This window comes from Limnohabitans sp. TEGF005 (assembly GCF_055394835.1).
Map to the genome: position 1 here is coordinate 2,114,841 of NZ_AP029226.1, position 21,849 is coordinate 2,136,689.

26 protein-coding genes are annotated in these 21,849 nt (G+C 58.1%); 4 read left to right on the forward strand and 22 right to left on the reverse strand.

Features of this window, described 5'->3' with window-relative positions; genetic code table 11:
- Position 1: 1 nt before the first annotated feature.
- Both ACZ5RG_RS10210 and ACZ5RG_RS10215 read right to left on the reverse strand, forming a co-directional pair.
- A complete protein-coding gene (locus ACZ5RG_RS10210; protein ID WP_298601208.1) occupies positions 2-715 on the reverse strand; it encodes an SCO family protein in 714 nt (237 codons plus the stop codon).
- Positions 666-1,409, reverse strand: coding sequence for an SURF1 family protein (locus tag ACZ5RG_RS10215; protein WP_298601204.1), 744 nt, complete (start codon positions 1,407-1,409; stop codon positions 666-668). Before ACZ5RG_RS10215 ends, ACZ5RG_RS10210 begins: the two co-directional genes overlap by 50 nt.
- Positions 1,410-1,423: 14 nt before the next feature.
- Here ACZ5RG_RS10215 and ACZ5RG_RS10220 point away from each other — a divergent pair, with 14 nt between their 5' ends.
- Entirely contained in the window at positions 1,424-1,657 is a 234-nt protein-coding gene (locus ACZ5RG_RS10220; protein ID WP_298601201.1) for a twin transmembrane helix small protein, read from the forward strand.
- 132 nt (positions 1,658-1,789) lie between these two features.
- On the opposite strand, the gene ACZ5RG_RS10225 is transcribed toward ACZ5RG_RS10220, so the two are convergent.
- From ACZ5RG_RS10225 to ACZ5RG_RS10260, 8 genes are all read right to left on the reverse strand, one after another.
- Positions 1,790-2,671 carry a cytochrome c oxidase subunit 3 gene (locus tag ACZ5RG_RS10225; RefSeq protein WP_315135504.1) on the reverse strand — a complete coding sequence of 294 codons (882 nt, stop codon included), beginning with the start codon at positions 2,669-2,671 and terminating at the stop codon, positions 1,790-1,792.
- Positions 2,672-2,712: 41 nt separating this feature from the next.
- Complete coding sequence (locus ACZ5RG_RS10230; protein WP_298601195.1) at positions 2,713-2,940, reverse strand: DUF2970 domain-containing protein; 228 nt, start codon at positions 2,938-2,940, stop codon at positions 2,713-2,715.
- Entirely contained in the window at positions 2,937-3,566 is a 630-nt protein-coding gene (locus ACZ5RG_RS10235; protein ID WP_298601193.1) for a cytochrome c oxidase assembly protein, read from the reverse strand. Before ACZ5RG_RS10235 ends, ACZ5RG_RS10230 begins: the two co-directional genes overlap by 4 nt.
- A gap of 10 nt (positions 3,567-3,576) precedes the next feature.
- Positions 3,577-3,693, reverse strand: coding sequence for a cytochrome oxidase small assembly protein (locus tag ACZ5RG_RS10240; RefSeq protein ID WP_298601190.1), 117 nt, complete (start codon positions 3,691-3,693; stop codon positions 3,577-3,579).
- Between the two features lie 5 nt (positions 3,694-3,698).
- A complete protein-coding gene (gene ctaD / locus ACZ5RG_RS10245; RefSeq protein WP_298601187.1) occupies positions 3,699-5,315 on the reverse strand; it encodes a cytochrome c oxidase subunit I in 1,617 nt (538 codons plus the stop codon).
- Between the two features lie 32 nt (positions 5,316-5,347).
- A complete protein-coding gene (gene coxB / locus ACZ5RG_RS10250) occupies positions 5,348-6,520 on the reverse strand; it encodes a cytochrome c oxidase subunit II (RefSeq protein ID WP_298601184.1) in 1,173 nt (390 codons plus the stop codon).
- 77 nt (positions 6,521-6,597) lie between these two features.
- Entirely contained in the window at positions 6,598-7,074 is a 477-nt protein-coding gene (locus ACZ5RG_RS10255; protein WP_298601181.1) for a DUF2244 domain-containing protein, read from the reverse strand.
- A 95-nt stretch (positions 7,075-7,169) separates the two neighbouring features.
- Positions 7,170-8,084 carry a biotin synthase gene (locus ACZ5RG_RS10260; RefSeq protein WP_312260176.1) on the reverse strand — a complete coding sequence of 305 codons (915 nt, stop codon included), beginning with the start codon at positions 8,082-8,084 and terminating at the stop codon, positions 7,170-7,172.
- A 131-nt stretch (positions 8,085-8,215) separates the two neighbouring features.
- Between ACZ5RG_RS10260 and ACZ5RG_RS10265 the strand changes: the two genes are divergently transcribed.
- Together ACZ5RG_RS10265 and trmL are read left to right on the forward strand one after the other, a co-directional pair.
- On the forward strand, positions 8,216-8,920 hold the full coding sequence (locus ACZ5RG_RS10265; RefSeq protein WP_464446974.1) for a ComF family protein: 705 nt from the start codon (positions 8,216-8,218) through the stop codon (positions 8,918-8,920).
- Positions 8,921-8,963: 43 nt separating this feature from the next.
- Complete coding sequence (gene trmL, locus ACZ5RG_RS10270) at positions 8,964-9,461, forward strand: tRNA (uridine(34)/cytosine(34)/5-carboxymethylaminomethyluridine(34)-2'-O)-methyltransferase TrmL (protein ID WP_464446975.1); 498 nt, start codon at positions 8,964-8,966, stop codon at positions 9,459-9,461.
- On the opposite strand, the gene ACZ5RG_RS10275 is transcribed toward trmL, so the two are convergent.
- Both ACZ5RG_RS10275 and ACZ5RG_RS10280 read right to left on the reverse strand, forming a co-directional pair.
- Entirely contained in the window at positions 9,452-9,907 is a 456-nt protein-coding gene (locus ACZ5RG_RS10275; protein ID WP_464446976.1) for a MaoC family dehydratase, read from the reverse strand. The two genes, trmL and ACZ5RG_RS10275, sit on opposite strands and share 10 nt — an antisense overlap.
- Positions 9,908-10,092: 185 nt before the next feature.
- Positions 10,093-10,704, reverse strand: a complete 612-nt coding sequence (locus ACZ5RG_RS10280) for a hypothetical protein (RefSeq protein WP_298597199.1) — start codon at positions 10,702-10,704, stop codon at positions 10,093-10,095.
- Between the two features lie 124 nt (positions 10,705-10,828).
- On the opposite strand from ACZ5RG_RS10280, the gene ACZ5RG_RS10285 reads away from it, so the two are divergent.
- Positions 10,829-13,504: a cation-translocating P-type ATPase gene (locus ACZ5RG_RS10285; RefSeq protein WP_464446977.1), complete on the forward strand. Its 2,676-nt coding sequence runs from the start codon at positions 10,829-10,831 to the stop codon at positions 13,502-13,504.
- On the opposite strand, the gene ACZ5RG_RS10290 is transcribed toward ACZ5RG_RS10285, so the two are convergent.
- The 10 genes from ACZ5RG_RS10290 to pstA all read right to left on the reverse strand — a co-directional run bounded on the left by ACZ5RG_RS10290 (position 13,501) and on the right by pstA (position 21,842).
- Entirely contained in the window at positions 13,501-14,835 is a 1,335-nt protein-coding gene (locus ACZ5RG_RS10290) for a histidine kinase dimerization/phospho-acceptor domain-containing protein (RefSeq protein WP_298597195.1), read from the reverse strand. The genes ACZ5RG_RS10285 and ACZ5RG_RS10290 overlap by 4 nt on opposite strands.
- A complete protein-coding gene (locus ACZ5RG_RS10295; RefSeq protein WP_464446978.1) occupies positions 14,832-15,533 on the reverse strand; it encodes a response regulator in 702 nt (233 codons plus the stop codon). The genes ACZ5RG_RS10290 and ACZ5RG_RS10295 overlap by 4 nt, the downstream gene beginning before the upstream one ends.
- A 29-nt stretch (positions 15,534-15,562) precedes the next feature.
- A complete protein-coding gene (locus ACZ5RG_RS10300) occupies positions 15,563-16,300 on the reverse strand; it encodes a cytochrome b/b6 domain-containing protein (protein WP_312260180.1) in 738 nt (245 codons plus the stop codon).
- Positions 16,301-16,335: 35 nt separating this feature from the next.
- Entirely contained in the window at positions 16,336-16,722 is a 387-nt protein-coding gene (locus ACZ5RG_RS10305) for a diheme cytochrome c (RefSeq protein WP_298597204.1), read from the reverse strand.
- 95 nt (positions 16,723-16,817) lie between these two features.
- Entirely contained in the window at positions 16,818-17,228 is a 411-nt protein-coding gene (locus ACZ5RG_RS10310; protein ID WP_312260181.1) for a DUF1924 domain-containing protein, read from the reverse strand.
- A gap of 206 nt (positions 17,229-17,434) precedes the next feature.
- Entirely contained in the window at positions 17,435-18,769 is a 1,335-nt protein-coding gene (phoR, locus tag ACZ5RG_RS10315) for a phosphate regulon sensor histidine kinase PhoR (protein ID WP_464446979.1), read from the reverse strand.
- Between the two features lie 12 nt (positions 18,770-18,781).
- The gene (phoB, locus tag ACZ5RG_RS10320; RefSeq protein WP_464446980.1) at positions 18,782-19,477 is read right to left on the reverse strand and encodes a phosphate regulon transcriptional regulator PhoB; all 696 of its coding nucleotides are present in this window, start codon (positions 19,475-19,477) and stop codon (positions 18,782-18,784) included.
- Positions 19,474-20,172, reverse strand: coding sequence for a phosphate signaling complex protein PhoU (gene phoU, locus ACZ5RG_RS10325; protein ID WP_464446981.1), 699 nt, complete (start codon positions 20,170-20,172; stop codon positions 19,474-19,476). The genes phoB and phoU overlap by 4 nt, the downstream gene beginning before the upstream one ends.
- Positions 20,173-20,186: 14 nt before the next feature.
- On the reverse strand, positions 20,187-20,966 hold the full coding sequence (gene pstB, locus ACZ5RG_RS10330) for a phosphate ABC transporter ATP-binding protein PstB (protein WP_298602990.1): 780 nt from the start codon (positions 20,964-20,966) through the stop codon (positions 20,187-20,189).
- 21 nt (positions 20,967-20,987) lie between these two features.
- The gene (pstA, locus tag ACZ5RG_RS10335) at positions 20,988-21,842 is read right to left on the reverse strand and encodes a phosphate ABC transporter permease PstA (RefSeq protein ID WP_298602993.1); all 855 of its coding nucleotides are present in this window, start codon (positions 21,840-21,842) and stop codon (positions 20,988-20,990) included.
- Positions 21,843-21,849 lie beyond the last annotated feature (7 nt).

Consider the following 21,849-nt stretch of genomic DNA (forward strand, 5'->3'; position numbering starts at 1 on the left):
TTTATCGCCCGGCCTTGTCCCAAGAGGCAGACGCCTTGAGCAAACGTTCCAGATCGCGCTTGGCTTTGGAGGCACTGGGCACGTCCATGTGGGCCGGGAAACGCATCATGAAATTACCCATCGGGTCCACCACATACAAATGGTCTTGCAGTTGCTGCCCTGCAGCGGGGCTGATCCAGCTTTGCACACTGGCCTCGTCCAGCCGAAGCACATGCGCCGTGCTCAGTGCGGGCAACAGCGTTTGTGCCACAGGTGCGTCATCGCTGATCAGCCAGAGGCGGTCCACGCGGTCTTTGTCACGCCCCAAAATTTCGCGCAACTGGCGCTGGAAATAAAGGTTTTGCTGGCACCGCTCGTCGCAAGCGCCCGAGGACACTGTGACCAACAACCACTGACCGCGCAGGCTGTCCAAGGTCACTGGCTCGCCTTGCAGGTTTTTAGCGGTGGCTTGGGGCATGTCTTTTTGCGGCTGAATCAGTTCGCCATAAACACGACGCCCCTCCGGGCGCACCACGTAATAAGTGAAATACGAGGCAATGACCGGCGAGGCGCAGATCAGCATCATGGCGATCATCTTCCAGCGGCCCATGCGCGTGCGTTGCGCATCGGCCTGCACCACATCGCCCGGCAAGGGCATGTCATGCACCGTCATGGACAAGGGGCTGTCAGGCAGTTCTTTTTTGGCGGCGGGGTTGGACAATTTGGAACCAGACATAAAGTAAAGCGATCAGACCACTCAGGCCAAACCATTGAAAAGCGTATCCGTGGTGCTTTTCGACACCACTGGCCACCACAGGCCATTCACGCAGCAGCCCTTCAGAAGCCGGGCCCGACTGCAACAAGGAAACATCCAGCAAACCAAGACCGGTTTCTTGGCGAAATGCTTGCAGGTCGAGATTTTGCCGTATCGGGCCTTGTTCAACTCCGCCAAAATCGTAGAGCCTTGATGGCCATGGGGCCAAATGCCCCTCAATCTCGACTTGTCCTTCGGGTGTCTGGATGGCTGGCAACGCGGCCCGATCGGTAAACGACCGCTGCGCCCAACCGCGCTGCACCAGGACCACCCCGTTGGTGCCCTCAATTTGCAAGGGCGTCAGCACAAAAAACCCCGGCTTGGCATTCATCTGCCGATTTTCCAAGAACACCGAATGCTGCGGCAACCAGCGGCCCATCAGCACCATGCGCCGGTGTATCAACCCTGCGCGTTGCGCTTGATCATCCAACGCAGACCCCAAGGTGCGGCCATCCAAGGCCACTTTGTCTGCTTGCTGTGTTTTGGCGTCTTGGAAGGCTGTTTTTTCGGCTGCGCGACCCAGTTGCCACAGACCCAAGGAAAAGGTGACGCCCATGCCCAGCAGGGCCATGCCAAGCACCAACCATCTTTGCCAGATCGGGGATTTCTCAGTCATTGGATAATGTGCTCATGAAAATTCTGGTTGCCATCGCATTTGTTGCCATCTTGGCGAGTCTGGTCTGGGCTTTGGTCCACATGATGCGGGGCCGCCCTGCATCGTCTGAAGAGCAGCTGCCCAAAAAAAACAACATGGCCACAGCGCTGGCCTTTCGCGTTGGGTTCTCGATTGTCCTCTTCATTTGCGTGCTGATTTCATGGAAGATGGGCTGGATACAGCCCACGGGCATTCCGCCAGGCGCTTGATGGGTTTTTGCGGGGATTGCCAATAAGGTGCCACCTGCAGACTGAACAAATTTCGCCCAGCTCAAACCAAGCCTGCCGTTCCACCAACAAAAAAGCGCCCAAGGGCGCTTTTTTGCATCGGCAATATCGGACTTACATCCAATACACCAGGATGTACAAGCCCAACCACACCACGTCCACAAAGTGCCAATACCAGGCAGCGCCCTCAAAACCGAAGTGACGGTCTTGGGTGAAGTGGCCTTTTTGCAAACGCAAAGTGATGAACAACAACATCAACATGCCGACAAAAACGTGGAAACCGTGAAAGCCGGTCAACATGTAAAAGGTGGAACCATAAATGCCGGAGGACAGTTTGAGGTTCAGATCACCCCAAGCATGGGCGTATTCATAGCCCTGCACAATCAGGAAAATCACACCCAACAACACCGTCATCCACATGAACTTGATGGTCTTGCTGCGGTCACCCACTTGCAATGCATGGTGCGCAATGGTCAAAGTCACACCCGAGGTCAACAACAAAGCCGTGTTGATGGTGGGCAACCAAAATGGCCCAACGGTCTGGAAGGGCTCAATGATGCCTGCTGGCGATGTTGTGGCACCGGCCATCAGGCTTGGCCAAGCCGCTTTGAAGTCAGGCCAGAGCAGTGCATTGTCGAGGCTGCCCAGTGCGGGCACCGAATGCGAACGAGCCCACCACAGTGCAGTGAAAAAAGCACCGAAGAACATGACTTCAGAGAAGATGAACCAGGTCATGCTCCAGCGGTAAGACAAATCGATCTTGCGACCGTACATGCCGCCTTCGCTCTCTTGAACCGCCTCAGAGAACCATTGGTACAAGACAATCAACCACCAAGCCATGCCGAAAAACAGGCAATACATGCCCCAATCGGCACCGTTGATCCATTGACCTGCACCCAGGATCAGAAAGAACAAGCCGATGGCCGCCATGACGGGATGGCGCGACTCGTGCGGAACAAAGTAATAAGGCGTGGTGCCGTGTGCTGCTGAACTCATGGGGACTCCTGCTCTCTTCTTTCGAACTCTAATCTTGCTGCTTACAGACCCGTTGGCTGAAGCACAACCCAATTGACCAGGGCGATGAGCCCCAGAACAAATAACAATGCCAGCCCGATGGCCACACCAATGATGTGGAACGGGTTGAGCTTTTCAATATCTTGCTGGTAGTCGGCATTCTTGCGAAGGCCAACAAATGACCACAAAACCGCCTGAATGGTACGCACCCAGGATGTTTTGCGCTCAGGCGACAGGTTTGGATTGCTCATGAACCCAGACCCGACTTGACGGCCACGGGCTGCACAGCAGCGGCCAAAGGCGCTGTGGGTGCGGCAGGTGTCTTGCCGCCCACTTCAAAGAAGGTGTACGACAGCGTGATGGTGGTGACGTCTTTGGACAACTTGGGGTCGATCACAAAGGCGACGGGCCAGGACTTCTTCTCACCCGGCTCCAATGTGTACTGGTTGAAACAGAAACATTCGAGCTTATTGAAGTGGTTGGCCGCTTCGCGTGGTGCATAGCTGGGAATGGCTTGAGCCGCCATGCGGCGGTTTTGCACATTCTGGAACTCATACATCACGGTACTCAGTTCACCCGGGTGAACCTGCATGGAGCGCTTTTCGGGTTTGAACTCCCAAGGGCCGCGCACATTGGCATCGAACTCGACGGTGATGGTGCGTGTGGTGTCGACCTGGCTGTTACGCAGCACTTCGGCCGCTTTACCCGCCTTGGCATTGCCAGGGATCTGGGTTTCTGAAATCGACAGGATGTTGATGCCTGTCATCTCGCAGATGGCCTTGTAGATGGGAACCAGCGCGTACCCGAAGCAGAACATGCCAGCGGTCACAACCGCCAGCTTGCCCACCATCTTCAGATTTTCGCCGCGCAGATTCATCTCGGGTCTTTCAGCGGTTCAGCAACAGCAACTTGGCCACGAACCCGACCAACACGGCGAGTGCCACCGAGGCCAAAATCAGGCCCAGGCGCACATTGCTTTTTCTTTGCTCAGGTGTCACGGCCATATCGATCAACCAATCACGCGGGTCGCAGTGGCGTCCAGCTTGGGTGGGTTTTCAAAGGTGTGGAAAGGTGCTGGAGATGGCACTTCCCACTCGAGCCCTTCGGCAGCTTCCCAAGGTTTTTGAGGTGCTTTTTCGCCTTGACCGCGCATGGTTGGCACCACCACGAACAAGAAGAAGTAAACCTGTGCAAAACCGAAGAAGAAAGCGCCAACCGAAGCAATCATGTTGAAGTCGGTGAACTGCATGGGGTAGTCGGCATAGCGACGTGGCATGCCCGCCAGACCCAAGAAGTGCATCGGGAAGAATGTGACGTTGAACGAAATCAACGACCACCAGAAGTGAATCTTGCCGCGTGTCTCGTGGTACATCACACCGGTCCACTTGGGCACCCAGTAGTAGAAACCAGCGAACAGAGCAAACAAGGAACCCGCCACCAACACGTAGTGGAAGTGAGCCACCACGTAATAAGTGTCTTGCAACTGAATGTCGATCGGGGCCATGGCCAAGATCAGACCGGTGAAGCCACCCATGGTGAACACGAAGATGAAGCCCACAGCGAACAGCATGGGGGTTTCAAAAGTCATGGAGCCACGCCACATGGTCGCGATCCAGTTGAAGATCTTCACAGCGGTCGGCACGGCAATCAGCATCGTGGCGTACATGAAGAACAACTGGCCAGTCACGGGCATGCCGGTCGTGAACATGTGGTGAGCCCACACGATGAACGACAGAATGGCGATCGACGATGTGGCGTACACCATGGAGGCGTAACCAAACAGCTTCTTGCGTGCAAAAGCGGGCACGATCTGGCTGATGATGCCGAAAGCCGGCAAGATCATGATGTACACCTCGGGGTGACCGAAGAACCAGAAAATGTGCTGGTACATGACCGGGTCACCGCCACCAGCGGGGTTGAAGAAGCTGGTGCCGAAGTGACGGTCAGTCAGTGTCATGGTGATCGCGCCAGCCAAAACAGGCATCACGGCGATCAACAGGTAAGCAGTGATGAGCCAGGTCCAGGCGAACATGGGCATCTTCATCAAGGTCATGCCAGGCGCGCGCATGTTCAGGATGGTCACGATGATGTTGATCGAACCCATGATGGACGAAGCACCCAGGATGTGCATGGCAAAAATACCAGCGTCCATCGAAGGGCCCATTTGCAGGGTCAGGGGTGCGTACAGGGTCCAGCCAGCAGCAGGTGCGCCGCCAGGCATGAAGAACGAACCGACCAGCATGCCAGCGGCAGGAATCATCAGCCAGAAGCTGAAGTTATTCATGCGGGCAAAAGCCATGTCTGACGCGCCGATTTGCAAAGGCAGCATCCAGTTCGCAAAGCCCACAAAGGCGGGCATGATCGCGCCGAACACCATGATGATGCCGTGCATGGTGGTGAACTGGTTGAACAGTTCAGGGTTGACCACTTGCAGGCCAGGTTGGAACAACTCAGCACGGATGCCAAGTGCCAGCACGCCACCAATCATGAGCATGGTGAAGCTGAACAGCAGGTACAAAGTACCAATGTCTTTGTGGTTGGTGGCATACACCCAACGACGCCAGCCCGCAGGCGCGTGACCGTGATCGTCATGGGCGTGATCGTGATGGTCTAGAACGGCACTCATCTTGATTTCCTTTGATTTGAATACGGTACGGCTTATTTGCGAGCGGCCAGAACTTCAGCCGGTTGCACGATTTGCCCGGTCTTGTTGGACCAGTTGTTTTTGGTGTAGGTGATCACAGCAGCGATCTCGGTGTCGGACAACTGTTTCCATGCGGGCATGGCGCCATTGTTTTGACCATTCAACAAGACAGCAATCTGCTTGGACTTGTCGGCATCCAACACGACAGCCGAACCGTCTACAGGCTTGATGGCGCCAGCGCCTTTGCCGTTAGCCTGGTGGCAGGCAGCACAGTTGGCCGCATAGACTTTCTCGCCACGCTTGGACAGATCGTCCAAGGCCCAGACTTTGGCTGGATCATCGGCTTTTGCCGCTTGTTTTTTCTTCTCTGCCACAACCCAAGCCGCGTAGTCTTCTGCAGACAACACCTTCACATGGATGGGCATGTAAGCGTGCTCTTTACCGCACAGTTCCTGGCACTGGCCGTAGAAGTCGCCCGTCTTCTCTGCGCGGAACCAAGTGTCGCGCACGAAACCCGGAATAGCGTCTTGCTTGATACCGAAAGCAGGCACGGCAAACGCATGAATCACGTCGTTGGCGGTGGTAATCACACGCACTTTCTGACCCACGGGCACCACCAGCGGGTTGTCCACTTTCAGCAAGTAGTTGTCGCCCTCGGGCTTGCCAGCATCGGACATCGCGCGCTGAGTAGAGTCCAAGGTGGAGATGTAGCTCAGACCTTCGCCTTCGCCTTTGATGTAGTCATAACCCCATTTCCACTGGTAACCAGTGGCCTTGACGGTCAGATCGGCGTTGGTGGTGTCTTTTTGGGCCACCAACACTTTGGTGGCAGGCAAAGCCATCAGGATCACGATCAGGAAAGGCACTGCGGTCCAAATCACCTCGACTGTGATGGACTCGGTGAAAGTCGCGGGCTTGTGACCCACTGATTTGCGGTGCTTCCAGATGGAATAGAACATCACCGCGAAAACGGCAATGAAAATCACCGTGCAGAGGATCAACATGAACCAGTGCAGCCAGTGCTGCTCTTCAGCGATTTTGGTCGCTGCAGGTGCGAAGTTGAGCTGATTGACCGCAGGGCCGCCCGGCAAGTCATTGACCGCATGAGCAGCCGTGGCCAGCCATGCACCCGCAAAAATGCCCGCGCGGGATAGCAGCGAAGCCAATTGGTTGGAAATATTCTTCATGGTTCTCACTAACTTCCAAGACTCTGTTGAACTCACACCCTTGGCAAACCAGGCTAGGCCCCGTTTGCCGCCAGGCATCACGCCGAACGCAACGCCCTTCTGATTTCTCGCGCCAACACTTGGCGCAACTCGGGGCGCACAAAACGCCCCACCTCGATCGAACGACCCTCGCCCGACAATTCAATCAGGCTGTGGTCGCCAGACTTTGGCTCCACTCTGACCCATTGACGCGCAAACTCTGCCCGCTCAAGGCGCCCGGCAGATTCACATTCCACCACCAGGCTGGTGCCTTGCAATGAAATCCACTCACCATCGGTCGCGTGCCGTGCATAGGCCAAAAAAGCCAAGCCAACCAGCGTGATTTCCAAGCCAGCAAATGCCAATACCAAAGTAGCACCCTGCAGCCAGAAAAACAGCCCAATCCCCAGTGACACCAAACACAAAGACAGGTAAAGCCAACCCAACTGGGCGGGTGTTACCGAGCAATTGCGCCTGAGCCGCCAATGAATGGCGTGGCCAGACTCTTGTGCGAACTGGTATGTGGGATTTGACACGCGTCAACTTTCAATAACCTAACACGCTATCAAGCATGTATTGTGGCTAAAACCGGGCGGATTTTACCCGAGTTACGAAAGGGTTTTGATTCAACTCAAACTTTGTCGGCTTTACCCGTCGTGCTGTGCAACATTTGCCGCATCTGCTCAAGACCAATCTCTGTTTGCGCACTCACTTTGACGCGCGGCCGGGGTTTGAGGGCATGACCATACACAATTTCGAAACTCAGCGTCAACCGCCCGCCCTCTTCGGGTCGGGCCAGGGTCAACAAAAGCTGGTCCAGTTGCTCGCGCCAACGGCGTCCGCGCAAACCAGCAAAACGCTGAACATGGAGGTTTCGCCCCAACTCACGCAATTCGGCCAGCATGCGCTCGGGTGTTTCGTAAGTGAGGGTGATGCGCTCCATGTCCATCACAGGCTCTGCAAAACCCGCCTCGACCAGCATGTCGCCCCAATCGTGCATGTCGGTAAATTCATGGGCGGGCTCCGGCCAGCCTTGCTGGGCATAGGCGTTGCGCAATTCCCGCAAAGTATCGGGGCCCAAACAGGAAAACATCAAAAACCCATCCACCGCCAAAGCGCTGTGCCAGGTTTTCAGCAATTTTTGAGGTTGGGCAGCGGTGTGCAACAGCATGTTGGCCCACAGCATCTGGACTTGCCCCTCTGGTGGCAGCCCCACCTGAATGCGCGGCCCCAGCCAGCGAGCAGCTTGCCACCAGTGCCCCTGCACCGCCGATCGTGCCGCCAACGCCTGGTCAGCGTACGCGCTGTTCAGCCACACCTGGGCCTTTGGGTAGCGTTTTTGCAAAGCCTTATGCGCCAACAGGCCGCCACGCGCAGGCTCCCAATGGGCCCAAGTGGTCGGCTGCAGTTTGATGAAGTCCAGCCTGTCCTGCATGCGAGAGGCCACCTCTTCGTGCAGCCAGGGCGATGCCATCCCTACGGGGTACGCCGCCCAACGGGCAGCAGCAACAGGGTCCAGCGACGGGGGGCGTTCGGGTGCAGACATGGCCAAGGCAATAAAAAAAGGAAGCCTGTTCCAGGCGAACAACAGGTTCGATCCTTGTGGTCAGGGGGTGGCGGCAGTATATTGATTTCATGTGGCCCAACTGGTTCAAGGCAATAGGCTCAACGCCCACGATGCACCGACCGGACCGTGCTTGGGGCTGGCTGCCCAGCCGCTGCGCAGTCTGCCAAAGCTGGCCACAAGCCCCCTTGTGTGATGCCTGCATCAGTCGCTTTGCGCAACCGCAGCACCGCTGCCTCACCTGCGCCCTGCCCTTGGCCCATCTGGCCGAACGATGCGGCACTTGCCTGAAATCCCCGCCCCCACTGGATTTGTGCCTGACCGCCACGGCCTACGCCTGGCCCTGGGTCGACCTGATTGCCGACTACAAATTTCACCAAAGGCCAGGATGGGTCGGGCCTTTGGCCACCCTGATGCTGAGCGCCCCTTGGGCAGAAGACACCTTGGACGCGGCCGACTGGGTGCTGCCCATCCCGCTGTCAGCACAGCGTCTGGCCGAGCGCGGCTACAACCAGGCATGGCTGCTGGCACGTCAGCTCAGCCCGCACAATGCCGATGCCCATATGCTGCTGCGCACCCGCGACACACCCTCACAGCGCAGCCTGCCCCGGGCCGATCGGTTGGCCAACCTGGTAGGCGCTTTTGCGGTAGAGCCCTTGCGGGCCGCACAACTGCGCGGCAAAAAGGTGGTTCTGGTGGACGACGTGATGACCAGCGGCGCCTCGTTGCACACTGCCGCCCGCGTGTTGCGCCAAGCTGGCGTGGTGCACATCAGCGCCCTGGTACTGGCACGGACCGAAACACACCACGACGCCTGAATCCCCCATAGGTGACCGCAACAGCCAAGGCACAATACGGGCCATGTTCCATATCGTCCTGGTTGAGCCCGAAATCCCGCCGAACACCGGCAACGTCATCCGGCTGGCCGCCAACACCGGCTGTACGCTGCACCTGATTGAGCCCCTGGGCTTTTCAATGGACGACAAACACATGCGCCGCGCGGGTCTGGATTACCACGAGTACGCCGACTTGCGCCGTCATGCCGATTGGGCCTCTTTTTTGAACAGCGAAAAGCCCGATCCCCAACGCATGTTTGCTTTGACCACCCGAGGCAGTCGCGCTGCCCACGGCGTGGCCTTTGCGCCCGGCGACTGGTTGGTGTTTGGCTCTGAAACTCGGGGTCTGGCACCTGAACTGCGCGAGCAGTTTGCGCCAGCCCAACGCATCCGCTTGCCCATGCGCGAAGGCCAGCGCAGCCTGAATCTGTCCAACGCCGTGGCGGTCAGTGTGTTCGAAGCCTGGCGGCAAAACGAGTTTGGCGGGGCCAGCGCTGACCCGAGCGGGGCTGTTCAGCCGTAAAGACGCACCAGCGACTCGGCTGCACACACCGGTTTGTCGCTGCCTTCACGTTCCAAGGTCACATTCCACTGCAATTGCAAGCCATTGCCCTCAATGGGCGTGGCCGAATGCAAATGCAAATGCGCTCGCAAACGGCTGCCCACCGGCACGGGGGCCATGAATCGCACCTTGTTCAGGCCGTAATTGACCCCCATGCGTGCCGAAGTGACGACGATGGTTTTGTCAAAAAATTGCGACAACAAGGACAAGGTCAAAAAGCCGTGCGCGATGGGTGCACCAAAGGGGCCTTGCTTGGCCCTCTCCAGGTCGACATGGATCCATTGGTGATCGCCCGTCGCCTCGGCAAACTGGTTGACTTGCTGTTGGGTGATCTCCACCCATTCGGTCGCGGCCACATCCTGGCCGACGCAGGCGGCCAAATCGGCCAAGGTTGCAAATGTTTTCATGCGCCCACTGTATTCAGCTTGTCAAAACAGGGCTGTCGATGTTGGGACACTGGCCAATGAGATGGTCAAAATTCCCCCTACTCTTGCGCCGATTGTGACCGCATGCCAATGCCACTGAACCTGCTGAGCCTGACAGGTCCGGTCGCCGCCGCTGTCGTTTTTCGGCGCCGACCGGCGGTGCCCCGTCAGCGCACTGAATCGGCTGCGTCCGTGCGCATTTTGAGCAAATCGGCACGCAAGCGGGCCAGCTCGGCACGGTAATTTTCGGCATCACCGTAATCGGCAAAGCCGTGGTAGTGCGCATGGGCCTGCATCGTGCGGCGCGCGTGCTTGATGGGGCACCAGTATTGCTCGGTCAGGCCCACCACCTCGCGGCCATACGCCATCAAGCCGTTGCCGTAAGAACAGTACGCACAATTGATTTTTTCAAGCCAGTTCAAATAGGCCAAGTGAGTGCGATCGAACACAAAATAGTCGGCCCGTTTGACTCGGGGAATGCCGCACAACGGGAAACAAACCCACTGGTACAGCGTGACAAAAGCATCGAGCAACAGCATCGGAAAAAGCACCGGGTAAATGAAGGGCACACACAGCACATGCCGCCACTCAGCTGTCAGCACATAGCCCCACAAACCGGCTTTGAACCGCTTTTGCTGGGCCAGCACTTCTTTTTCAAAGCGCACTTTGTGCACCTCAAAATCAGCCTGCCACTGCTGACGTCGGCTTTTGGCCTCTTGCTCTATGGCCGCTTCCAGTTGCTGAATGCGGTCCAGAAATTCCTGAATTTTGGGGTTCATGAGGGCTCCTTGCACGGGCATGGGCAGACACACCCGGTTCACACAACGGTTCAAAGCGGGCCACATCCTTGGCCTGCTTGACTTTCGTCAAAGCCTACAGGCGTCGTGCCTCGCACACTGAACCATGGCAGCGGATCACCATAACACCACACAGGGCCTGACAACAGCCCAGGCGGCCACACGACTGGCACAAGACGGCACCAATGAAATCGAGCAAGCCACCCAACGCTCCGTGTGGCGTCGCCTGGCCGACATGTTGCGCCAACCCATGTTTGCCTTGCTGGTCACGGCAGCAGTGCTGTACATGCTGCTGGGGGACCTGACCGAGGGCATGACCCTCTCCGTGTTTGTGCTGGCGGTGCTGGTGCTCAGTTTTTATCAAGAAGGGCAATCCGAAGCGGCCATCGAGGCCCTGCGGCAACTCACACAACCGCAGGCAAGGGTGCTGCGAGACGGGCAGACGCAGCTGATTCCTGCCACCAACGTCGTTGTGGGCGACTGGCTGTTGCTGTCAGAGGGCGACAGGGTGGCCGCCGATGGCAGGCTGCTGACGGCCAACAACCTGCAGATTGACGAATCCCTGCTGACGGGTGAATCCATGGCCGTTGACAAGGTGCTGCCCGAGCTGCCAGCCACAGGTCGTCCGGCTGACCAGACCCCACCACCCGCCTCGTGCGTTCATGGCGGCACTTTTGTGGTTCGCGGCAGTGGGCGGGCACAAGTCACCGCCACTGGTATGCACAGCCAGATTGGCCAAATCGGCCAAGCGCTGGCCCAAGTGCAGCAGGCCGACACCCCCTTGCAGCGACAAACCGCACGGCTGGTCAAAGTGCTGGCCAGCCTGGTGGGGGTGCTCTGTGTTGTGATGGTGCTGACCCTGGGTTGGCGCACCGGGCAATGGCTGCCCGCTTTGCTGGCGGGCATCGCTTTGGCCATGGCCATCCTGCCGGAAGAATATTCGGTGGTACTCACGCTGTTTCCGGCCATGGGTGCACGCCGACTGACACGCGAAGGCGTGCTCACCCGCCACATCAATGCCATCGAAACCCTGGGGGCGACCAGTGTGTTGTGCACAGACAAAACCGGCACTCTGACGCAAAACCGCATGACCGTGACCGCGCTCGCGGTGCCCCGTCGGCCAGACGCGGACCCTGGCGATATCGTGCACTGGACCGATCCTTCGGGCACGGCCTGTCCAACACCCATCGCCGAGGCCCCTTTGTCTGCGGCGTTTCACCCCTTGATCGAACACGCTATTTTGGCCAGCGCCCCCACGCCCTTTGACCCGATGGAAACCGCATTCCATGCCATGGGCCAACGCCAACTCAAGGACACCAACCGGGCGTTCGGCGAGGGCCAACTGGTGCAAAGCTACGCCCTCAGCCCCAACCTCAAAGCCATGTCGCATGTCTGGCAATTTGAGCAAGCAGAGGACCGCGTTGTTTCGGCCAAAGGCGCACCCGAGGCCATCATGGACCTGTGCCACCTGAGTGATGGCGAGCGCCAACGTTGGCTGGCCTGCGTCGCGCAGATGGCCGCGCAGGGCTTGCGTGTGCTGGCGGTGGCGCACAGTCGCTTTGAAGGCGATGACTACCCAGATACACCGCACGCTTTTGACTTTGAATGGCTGGGCCTGATCGGCTTGACCGACCCCTTGCGCCCCGAAATTCCGCAAGCCGTGGCCGACTGCCAATCGGCGGGCATCCAGGTCATCGTGATCACGGGCGACTTCCCGGTCACCGCCCGCGAAATCGCACGGCAAGCCGGGCTGCCCGAAGGCACCACGCTGAGCGGCGAAGAACTCGACCGCCTGAGCGATGCGGCCTTGCGTGAGCGCTTGAGCCACGTCACAGTGTGCGCACGCATCTCGCCGCACCAAAAGCTGCGCATTGTGCAAGCGCTGCAAGCCAACGGTGAAGTGGTGGCCATGACGGGCGACGGCGTGAACGATGCACCGGCCCTGAAAGCCGCACATGTGGGCATCGCCATGGGTGCACGCGGCACCGATGTGGCGCGGGAAGCCGCCGACCTGGTGCTGGTAGACGACAACTTTGCATCCATCGTGCGTGGCATACGCTTGGGCCGACGCATCTTCGGCAATCTGCAAAAGTCGATGCAGTACATCTTTGCCATCCACATCCCGATTGCCGGTATCGCACTGATCCCCATGGTCATGGGCTGGCCTGCCCTGATGCTGCCCCTGCATGTCGCCTTGCTGGAACTGGTGATTGACCCGGCCTGCTCTTTGGCCTTTGAAAGCGAGCCCGAAGAAGCCGATGTGATGCAGCGCCCACCGCGTGACACCCATGCACCGCTGTTCGGCGCCCAAGCCATCCTCTTGGCCTTGGGCCAAGGCCTGTGCGTGCTGGCCGGTGTGGCACTGACCTTCGCTTTGGCACAGGTGGGCTCGGGGGCATGGCCCACCGCCTTGGGCAACCACTGGCCAGCCGAACTGAACCTGGGCTTGCTGAGTGAAGCACAAATACGTGCCATGGTCTTCATCACCTTGATCACGGGCAATACCGCCCTGATCTTGTCCAACCGTGCGGGTGGCGGCCATTTCTGGCAGCACTTGCGCACGCCCAACTTCGTGGCTTATGGGGTGATCGGACTGGCTTGGGTCTTACTGGCCCTGGCCATCCATTGGCCCTGGTTGGCTGAGCCGTTGAAGTTCGAGCCTTTGCCCGTCTGGCCAACGCTCATCGCGACAGCATCGGGCTTGCTCAGTGGGGTCAGCGTGTCGCTGCTGCAATGGGTGGCCGCTGCAAGGCCTGCTCTGGCACGGACAAGACTTTGCTAGGGCGCAGGCCAAGTCAACACCACCCGCAAGCCGCCCAGTTCAGCGCTGCGCTCCACCAGGACGTGCAGGCGATAACGCTGCGCCAAGCGACGCACGATCGACCAGCCCAAGCCACTGCCATCGGCACCATTGCCGGGCACTCGGAAAAACCGGTCACCCAGACGTGACAGATCCGCATCGCTCAATCCCGGACCACTGTCTTGCACCACCAGACGCGGCAAGGGCAATGCATCCCATGCCACCTGAATGCGGGCACCTGCTGGGCTATAGCGCTGGGCGTTGTCCACCAAATTGCCCACCAGCACCCCCACCAAACCGGGCGGCATCGACAAGGGCAATGACTCCGGGGCGTCCAGACTCAGGGTTTGCTGCTTGGCCACAGCCTGCGGCCCCAGGTCGGCCAAGGTCGCGCGGGTTTCAGCCACAGCATCACACGCCACAGCCGCCTGTGCCACGCCACCGGCATCCAACCGGGCCAATTGCAACAACTGGGCCACCAGCCGAGTGGCGCGGTCGCAGCCTTGCAGCACAGCGTCCAGCGCGTTTTGGCGCTCGCTGCCCGTGTCGGTGCCACGGGCCACTTGCGCCTGCATGCGAATGGCCGCAATCGGCGTTCGCAATTCATGCGCGGCATCGGCTGTGAAGCGGCGTTCACCGTCCATTTGTTGCGCCATCTGATCAAACAATCGATTGAGCGCCCGCACCAACGGTTGCACCTCTGCAGAAACCACCTCGCTCAAAGGCTGACGGGCATCGGGGTGACGCTGCGCGACCGTTTGACTCAGTTGGCGCAAAGTGCCCAAAGACTGAAAAATGGTGCCCCAGATCAACAAAGCCAACACCGGCAAAGCCAACAACATGGGCACGATGGCCGACTGCAATCCTGCGTTCAAAATGTCGTTGCGCGCCGTTTGTAACTCAGCCACCACCACCCAAACATCGCTTTCGCGTCCGGGTGTGGCAAAGACCCGCCAAGCTTGCTGTGCTTGCCATTGATTGGAAATACCGCTTTGCCCCAGGGGTGCCAAGGGCACCAAAGGGGCTTCGTTTGAACGGAAGATCAAGTCCTTCTCGTGCCAGATCTGAAAAGCCACGCGCGGTTGGTATTTGTGCAGCACAGCCGCCGTGGTGAAGTCGTCATCGTGCTCATCGCTGGTTTGCACCGCCAGCACAGCCGCGGTTTGCGCCAAATGGGCGTCCAGCAACTCACTGAGCTCGTGCTCGGTCTTGAACCAGGTCATCACCAACACCAGCGCCCAGACCAGCGTGGTGACGAACAACAAACTCAGCGTCAAACGCCACTGCAAAGAAGTTGTACGCCAGGCTGTCATGCGGTACCCAAAGGAGGGTCTGTCCGGGCAAGCGACTTGATCTGCTGGGGCAACATATAGCCCACACCCCGCAAGGTCTCGATCACATCGGCACGGAGTTTTTTGCGCAGGTTGTAAATGTGCACCTCCACCGTGTTACTGCTCACCTCGGTGCCCCACTGGTACAGGTGCTGCTCAATTTGCCCACGCGTCAAAACACGGCCTACATGCAGCATGAAGATTTGCAGCACCTCGTATTCGCGCAACGACAACTCCACAAGTCGCTCATCGAGCCAGACCTGACGGGACACCGGGTCCAGGCGCAAAGCCCCCGCCTCCAAGCTGGGTTCTGCGACCCCATGGGCCCTGCGTACCAAGGCGCGCAAACGAGCAGCCAGCTCCAACAGATCGACAGGCTTGACCAAATAATCGTCGGCACCGGCATCCAAGCCCGCGATGCGGTCGGGCACACCATCGCGAGCGGTCAAGATCAACACCGGCGTGGTGATTTTTTGCCGTCGCACCGCCGACAGGCATTGCATCCCATCTTGGCGAGGCAAGCCCAAATCCAGCACCGAGGCCTGATAGACACCGGTCAACAACTCGCGTTCGGCCGCCACACCGTCGCGCACCCAATCGACCAGGAAACCCTGCTGCTGCAGCCCCGCCTTGAGGCCGGAACCCAGCAATTCATCATCTTCAGCCAGTAAAACGCGCATCTGAGAATCCTGAATGGGTGAATGAAAAATCAATCGTCATGGTCTTCAGATTGTGCCTTCCCGGGTGCAGCGAGCAGCGCACTGACGCCAGGGTCAGACGGGGTCTGCGGAGAAGTCTGCCACTGCCAGCCCCAGAAAGACAGCACAGCAGCCAACAGCAAAAGCGCCAAAATCGAGTGGTTCGACTTGATCAAGTCAGGCCCTGCGCCCTCCACACGCCCGGTGAGCATGGGGGTCGCCAGATTGCGTCGGCGCAGCAAGCTGAGACCGATCACACCCGAAACGTGCGCCAACACCGCCAGCAGCATCACGTTGCCAAAGAACTCGTGCACCTCTTCCATCCACTCCCCGGTGAACTCCTGGTAGGTGACATAACCCGACAAAACCACGGGTGCGATGGTCAGCAAAACAAGGACCACCGACAGCGCCATGTACAGGTTTTGTGTCTGCCGCCAAGAGGCCTGGCCTGTGCGCACGCCATTCCACCAAGCGCCCAGACCTCGCAACTTGCCCCACATCGCAGACAGGCGTGCATGGCGAGGCCCCAGCAAACCCCACACCACACGAACAAGCAGCAAACCGCCCAGCGTGTAGCCCAGACTCACATGCACCAGCCTGAATATTTCGCTTTCGGCAGTGATGTAAGCCCCCACAAAACTCAAAGCCAGCAAGGCATGCAAGACGCGAGTGAACACATCCACCGTCCGCCGGGTGGGTGTCGGTGCATCGGTCTGCACATGCCCTAACGAAGAAGTATTCGACATCATTTCAAGCTCCTGGTGTTCGTGAACCTTGCCCAACATCAGCGTGGAATACGCACTTGATGTTCATCAAAATTGCCCTGCTCGGCTTGGGTGTGGCAAGTGCTGCATTGGGCGGCACTCTTGATGCTGACGCGCTTCCAAACAGCCGGATCCACCTCGCGGTGCTTGCGGGCAAACCAGGCCGAACGGGTGATTCGGTCTTCTGGCGGCTCTTCGCGCACACGCTTGTAGGTTCCTGCGTTGGCCAGTAGCCAGGCAGACACTTGCTGCACCTGAGCAGGCTCCAGCGATGCATCGGTGCCGTAATGACGGTCAAGCCCTGTCATGATGCGTCGCCACGATGGCGCGGGCAACATGCCCGGCGGGTAGGCCATGTGACAGGCCGCACATTCCTGCTTGTAGACCGTTGGCACCTGCGTGGGCATGAGGCGTCCATCGGCCACAGCAGGGACAGACACGGCCCAGACTACAGCACAGAACAAGCCATGAAAAGACGCTGATTTCCAAAAAAAATGGCGCTTCATTTCAAACCAATCAGGTAAGCCAGCACATCCGCCTTTTCAATGGCCGTGCACTCGCGTGACAACACATCTTTGCAATTGCGTTTGAACCATTTGTCCACCTTGGCACTGTCGGTCAAGCGCTCGGCATTGAAGGCCGGGGCCAAAGCTGCGATCTTTTTGCCCGTAGACGCGTGTTGGTTATCGCGGGTCGGTGGCTGACCGTGGCATGACGCGCATGACCATTCACCACCATGCCGCTGACCAAAGAACACTTGCCCCTTGGCCGCATCACCTGTTTGTCCGGCAGCTTGTTGCCAACGCAACAATTCTGTTTGAGGTGTGACCGCCATGGCCGGCAAGCCGCCGATCAAAGCAAGCCCGATACCCGTTTCCACGGCCATGCGCCGGAATTTTCTGAAATTCAACATGAAATCGACCTTTCATCTCAGCTTGAAGATTAAAGGCCTGACATGAAGGGGCTCTTAAAAGGGGGGCACCGGCCACAAGCGGCCAACATCACAAAAGATGACCTATTGCAAAGGTAGCTTGAGGGGCGCTGCAGACAAAAAGGCTAGGGGAACCGGATGCTCATTCACCGAATTTCAGATCGCACTGAAATACGAAACCAGGCGTCTCAGTCGGTCAACGCTTCGATACGGCTCGCGGGCAAAACCAACATGAATGTCGAGCCTTTGCCCACTTCGCTCTGGATACGCAACTCACCGCCATGGCGTTGAACCACATGCTTGGCAATGGCCAGCCCCAAACCTGTGCCACCTGTTTCGCGTGATCGGCTGCGGTCTACGCGATAAAACCGCTCTGACAAGCGTGGCAAGTGCTCAGGCGAAATCCCTGGCCCAGTGTCGCTCACCGAAAAAATGGCACCGTCCGACGTGCGGGACCAAGCCACACGAATCACACCACCGGCTGGGGTGTAGCGGATGGCATTGCTCACCAAATTAGACATGGCACTGAGCAATTCAGACTGCACACCCAACAAGGCCCAACGCGGTGCAGGCTCAAACACCAAATCGTGAACCGGCCCGCGTTCCTCCCCATCGTGCCCGGACAACACGCTGGACAGCGCCACCGCATCAGCGGCCAAGCGGCTCATCAAGCCAGGCAAGTCCACCTTTTCGTACAAACCCGGTGGCAAACTGCCTTCGAGCTGTGACAAGGTCAACAAATCGGCCACCAGGCTTTGCATGCGTTCTGCTTGCACAGCCATCAGTTGCAAATAGCGCTGTTTTTCTGCGTCTTCCAAGGGAATGGATTGCAGGGTTTCAACAAAACCGCTCAGTACCGTCAAGGGTGTTCGAATCTCGTGCGACACATTCGCCACAAAATCACGGCGCATGGCATCGGCCAACGTCACGGAGGTGATGTCGCGGGTCAGCAACAACAGCTGCCCCTCGCCATAGGCATGCAACTGCACCGACAACTTGGGGGTTTGTGCCAAGGAACTGGCTCGGCCATCCATGACCACGTCCGAGTCGTGCACATCCAGGGCGAAATACTTGGAAAAAATCGGGTCGCGCACCAAGTGAACGATGTGCTGGTTCAAATCCCGTCGGGCATCCAGACCCAAGTGGCTCGATGCGGTGGAATTGCACCACTCAATGCGGCCCTGGGCATCCAGCAAAGTCACCCCGTTGGGAGAGGCTTGAATGGCTTGCAAGAAATACTGCAAACGCTGCTCTGCGGCGGCTGCCTGCTTTTCGCGTTGCCTCAACAAGCGTTGAATGCGGTGGGCGATCTCAGACCAAACACCTGTCCAAGGCAACGGCGTATGCAGGTCAGCTTGGGACAACCACCGTTCAATACGGTAGGTTTTCCAGATCAAAAAGACCGCCAAAACCAACGCCGCCAGCAAAGCCGCCATAGCGGCCTCAGTCAAGCCAGTCCACCACCAGACCGGCAGGGCGACGACGGCGGTCCCCAAAAAAAGCTCAAGCAATGAGACGAGCATTCAAATACAAAGTTATGTCGAAGGTGAACCGGTCATGCGGTACCCGGCACCGCGAACGGTTTCGATCATACTGCCCGCCTCACCCAAGGATTCTCGCAAGCGCTTGACGTGCACATCCACCGTTCGCTCTTCGATGTAAACGTGATCACCCCAGATTTTGTCCAGCAACATACCGCGCGTGTGCACACGCTCCGGGTGCCGCATCAGGTATTGCAAGAGCTTGAATTCGGTGGGGCCGACCTTGATGGGCTTGTCTTGCCAGCTCACGCGGTAAGTGTCCGCATCCAATTGCAAACCACCGAGCATGAAGGCCCCGCCCACAGATTCAGGCACCCGACGGCGCAACACAGCGCGAATTCGGGCCAGCAATTCGCGCGGTGAAAACGGCTTGACGATGTAGTCGTCGGCGCCAGCGTCCAAGCCCGCCACACGATCGGCTTCGTCGCCTCGCGCTGTGAGCATGAGAATCGGGACAGCCTTGGTCCGTGCGGATGCGCGCCAGCGTCGGGCCAATGCCAAACCGCTTTCACCGGGCAGCATCCAGTCCAGCAAAATCACATCGGGCAAGATGTCGTCCAATTCGCGCTGAGCCGATTCCGAGTCCATGGCCCACACAGGTTGAAAACCGTTGTGGCGCAAGTTCACAGAAATCAGCTCGGCGATCGCGGACTCATCCTCCACGATCAGAATTCTGGGCAGGCTTCTCATTGGACCGCTTTTTCAATGTCCGTCAATGCGGTGTGGCGCACATCGGCACCCTTGACCACGTAAATCACAAACTCGGCAATGTTCTTGGCGTGATCGCCAATGCGCTCGATCGCCTTGGCCACGAACAACAGATCCAGACTGGCCGAAATGGTGCGCGGATCTTCCATCATGTAAGTGATCAACTTGCGCACAAAGCCGTTGAATTCGGCGTCGATCAAATCGTCTTCTTTCAGGATGACCAGCGCGGTGTTGACATCCAGACGCGCAAAGGCGTCCAGCGCTTTGCGCAGCAAGCCCGATGCCAAATCCGAAGCAATTCTCAACTCGGATGAAGGCAGGTTGCGTGGGCTGCCTTGTTCCAGAATTTGTTTGACCATGCGGGCAATGCGCTCGGCTTCGTCACCCGCGCGTTCGAGGTTGCCTGTGATCTTAGAGATCGCCATCAACAAGCGCAGATCGCGTGCGGTGGGCTGGCGACGGGCAATGATGGAAGCCAACTCGGCGTCAATTTCGACCTCGAGGGTGTTGACTTGCTTTTCAGTGGCAATGACCTGGTTGGCGACTTCCATGTTGAACTGGGCCAGGGAGTAGACGGCATGGCGCGTTTGCGACTCCACCAAACCACCGAGCTCCAGAACGCGCGATGACACGTTGGTCAAATCGGCATCGAATTGGCTAGAAATGTGTTTTTCCATGGTGCTTCTCCTGATCAGCCAAAACGGCCAGTGATGTAGTCTTCGGTCTCTTGACGGGCGGGCTTCATGAAGATCTGTTCGGTTTGACCGAACTCGACCAACTCGCCCAAATACATGTACGCCGTGAAATCTGACACACGGGCCGCTTGTTGCATGTTGTGCGTGACGATGGCCACGGTATGGTCTTTCTTCAACTCACTGACCAGCTCTTCGACTTTGGCCGTCGAGATGGGGTCCAGCGCAGAAGTGGGCTCGTCCAGCAAAATCACAGCAGGCTTGACGGCCACACTGCGGGCAATGCACAGACGCTGCTGCTGACCACCCGACAACGACAAACCGCTTTGGCCCAGCTTGTCTTTGACTTCGTTCCAGATGGCCGCCTTGGTCAAAGCCCATTCCACACGCTCGTCCATGTCGGCACGGCCCAACTTTTCGTACAAGCGAATGCCAAAGGCAATGTTGTCGTAGATGGACATCGGGAAGGGTGTCGGCTTTTGAAACACCATGCCAACACGGGCACGCAGCAAGTTCAGGTCTTGCTTGGCATCCAAGATGTTTTGCCCATCAAAATTGATCTCGCCTTCGGCACGCTGACCGGGGTACAGGCTGTACATGCGGTTGAGTGTGCGCAGCAAAGTGGATTTGCCACAGCCCGAAGGACCGATGAAGGCCGTGACCTTGTTCTCGGCAATATCGAGGTTGACGTTTTTCAGGCCTTTGAAGGTTCCGTAGAAAAAATTCAAATTGCGAATTTGAATCGCACTTTTCAAAGGCAGCGGTTGAGTTACAGGCATGTGGGTCCCATCATTCAAAAATTAGGCTTGGGCTTTATCGCGGAAGAATGCGCGAGCCAAAATGTTCAAGATCAAAACGGTCAAGGTCACCAGCAAGGCACCCGCCCAAGCCAGACGAATCCAGTTGTCGTAGGGGCTCATGGCAAATTGGAAAATCACCACAGGCAGGTTGGCCATGGGCTTGCTCATGTCGGCATTGAAGAACTGGTTGTTCAGCGCCGTGAACAGCAAAGGTGCGGTTTCGCCACTGATGCGCGCAACGGCCAACAGCAAGCCAGTGATCACGCCGCTCTTGGCCGCACGCAATGTCACCGAGAGTGACACTTTCCAGCGCGGTGCACCCAGTGCAAAAGCGGCCTCACGCAAATTACCAGGCACCAGGCGCAGCATGTTTTCAGTGGTCCGCATGATCACCGGCACGGCAATCAGGGTCAAAGCCAAGCTGCCGGCGTAACCAGAAAACGAGCCCAAAGTGGCCACCGCAATCGCGTAGACAAACAAGCCGATCACGATGGACGGCGCCGACAACATGATGTCTGTGACAAAACGGGTCAGCTCGGCAGTCTTGCTCTGGTCACCGTATTCGGTCAGGTAAATGCCCGCCAAAATGCCAACGGGCGTAGCCACCAGCACGGTGAGTCCGACCATCATCAAGCTGCCCACAATGGCGTTGCGCAAGCCACCGCCTTCGGTGCCGGGAGCTGGCGTGTCTTGGGTCAGCAAGTTCAAATCCAGGGCGGCGAAACCGTTGGAAAACAACACCGCCAAAATCCACAACAAGACCGTCAGGCCCAAACCCATGGCGACCATGGAAGTCACCATGCCCCATGCATTGGCCAGACGGCGACGGCGGTACAAACCTTCATTCATGTTCATCGCCATG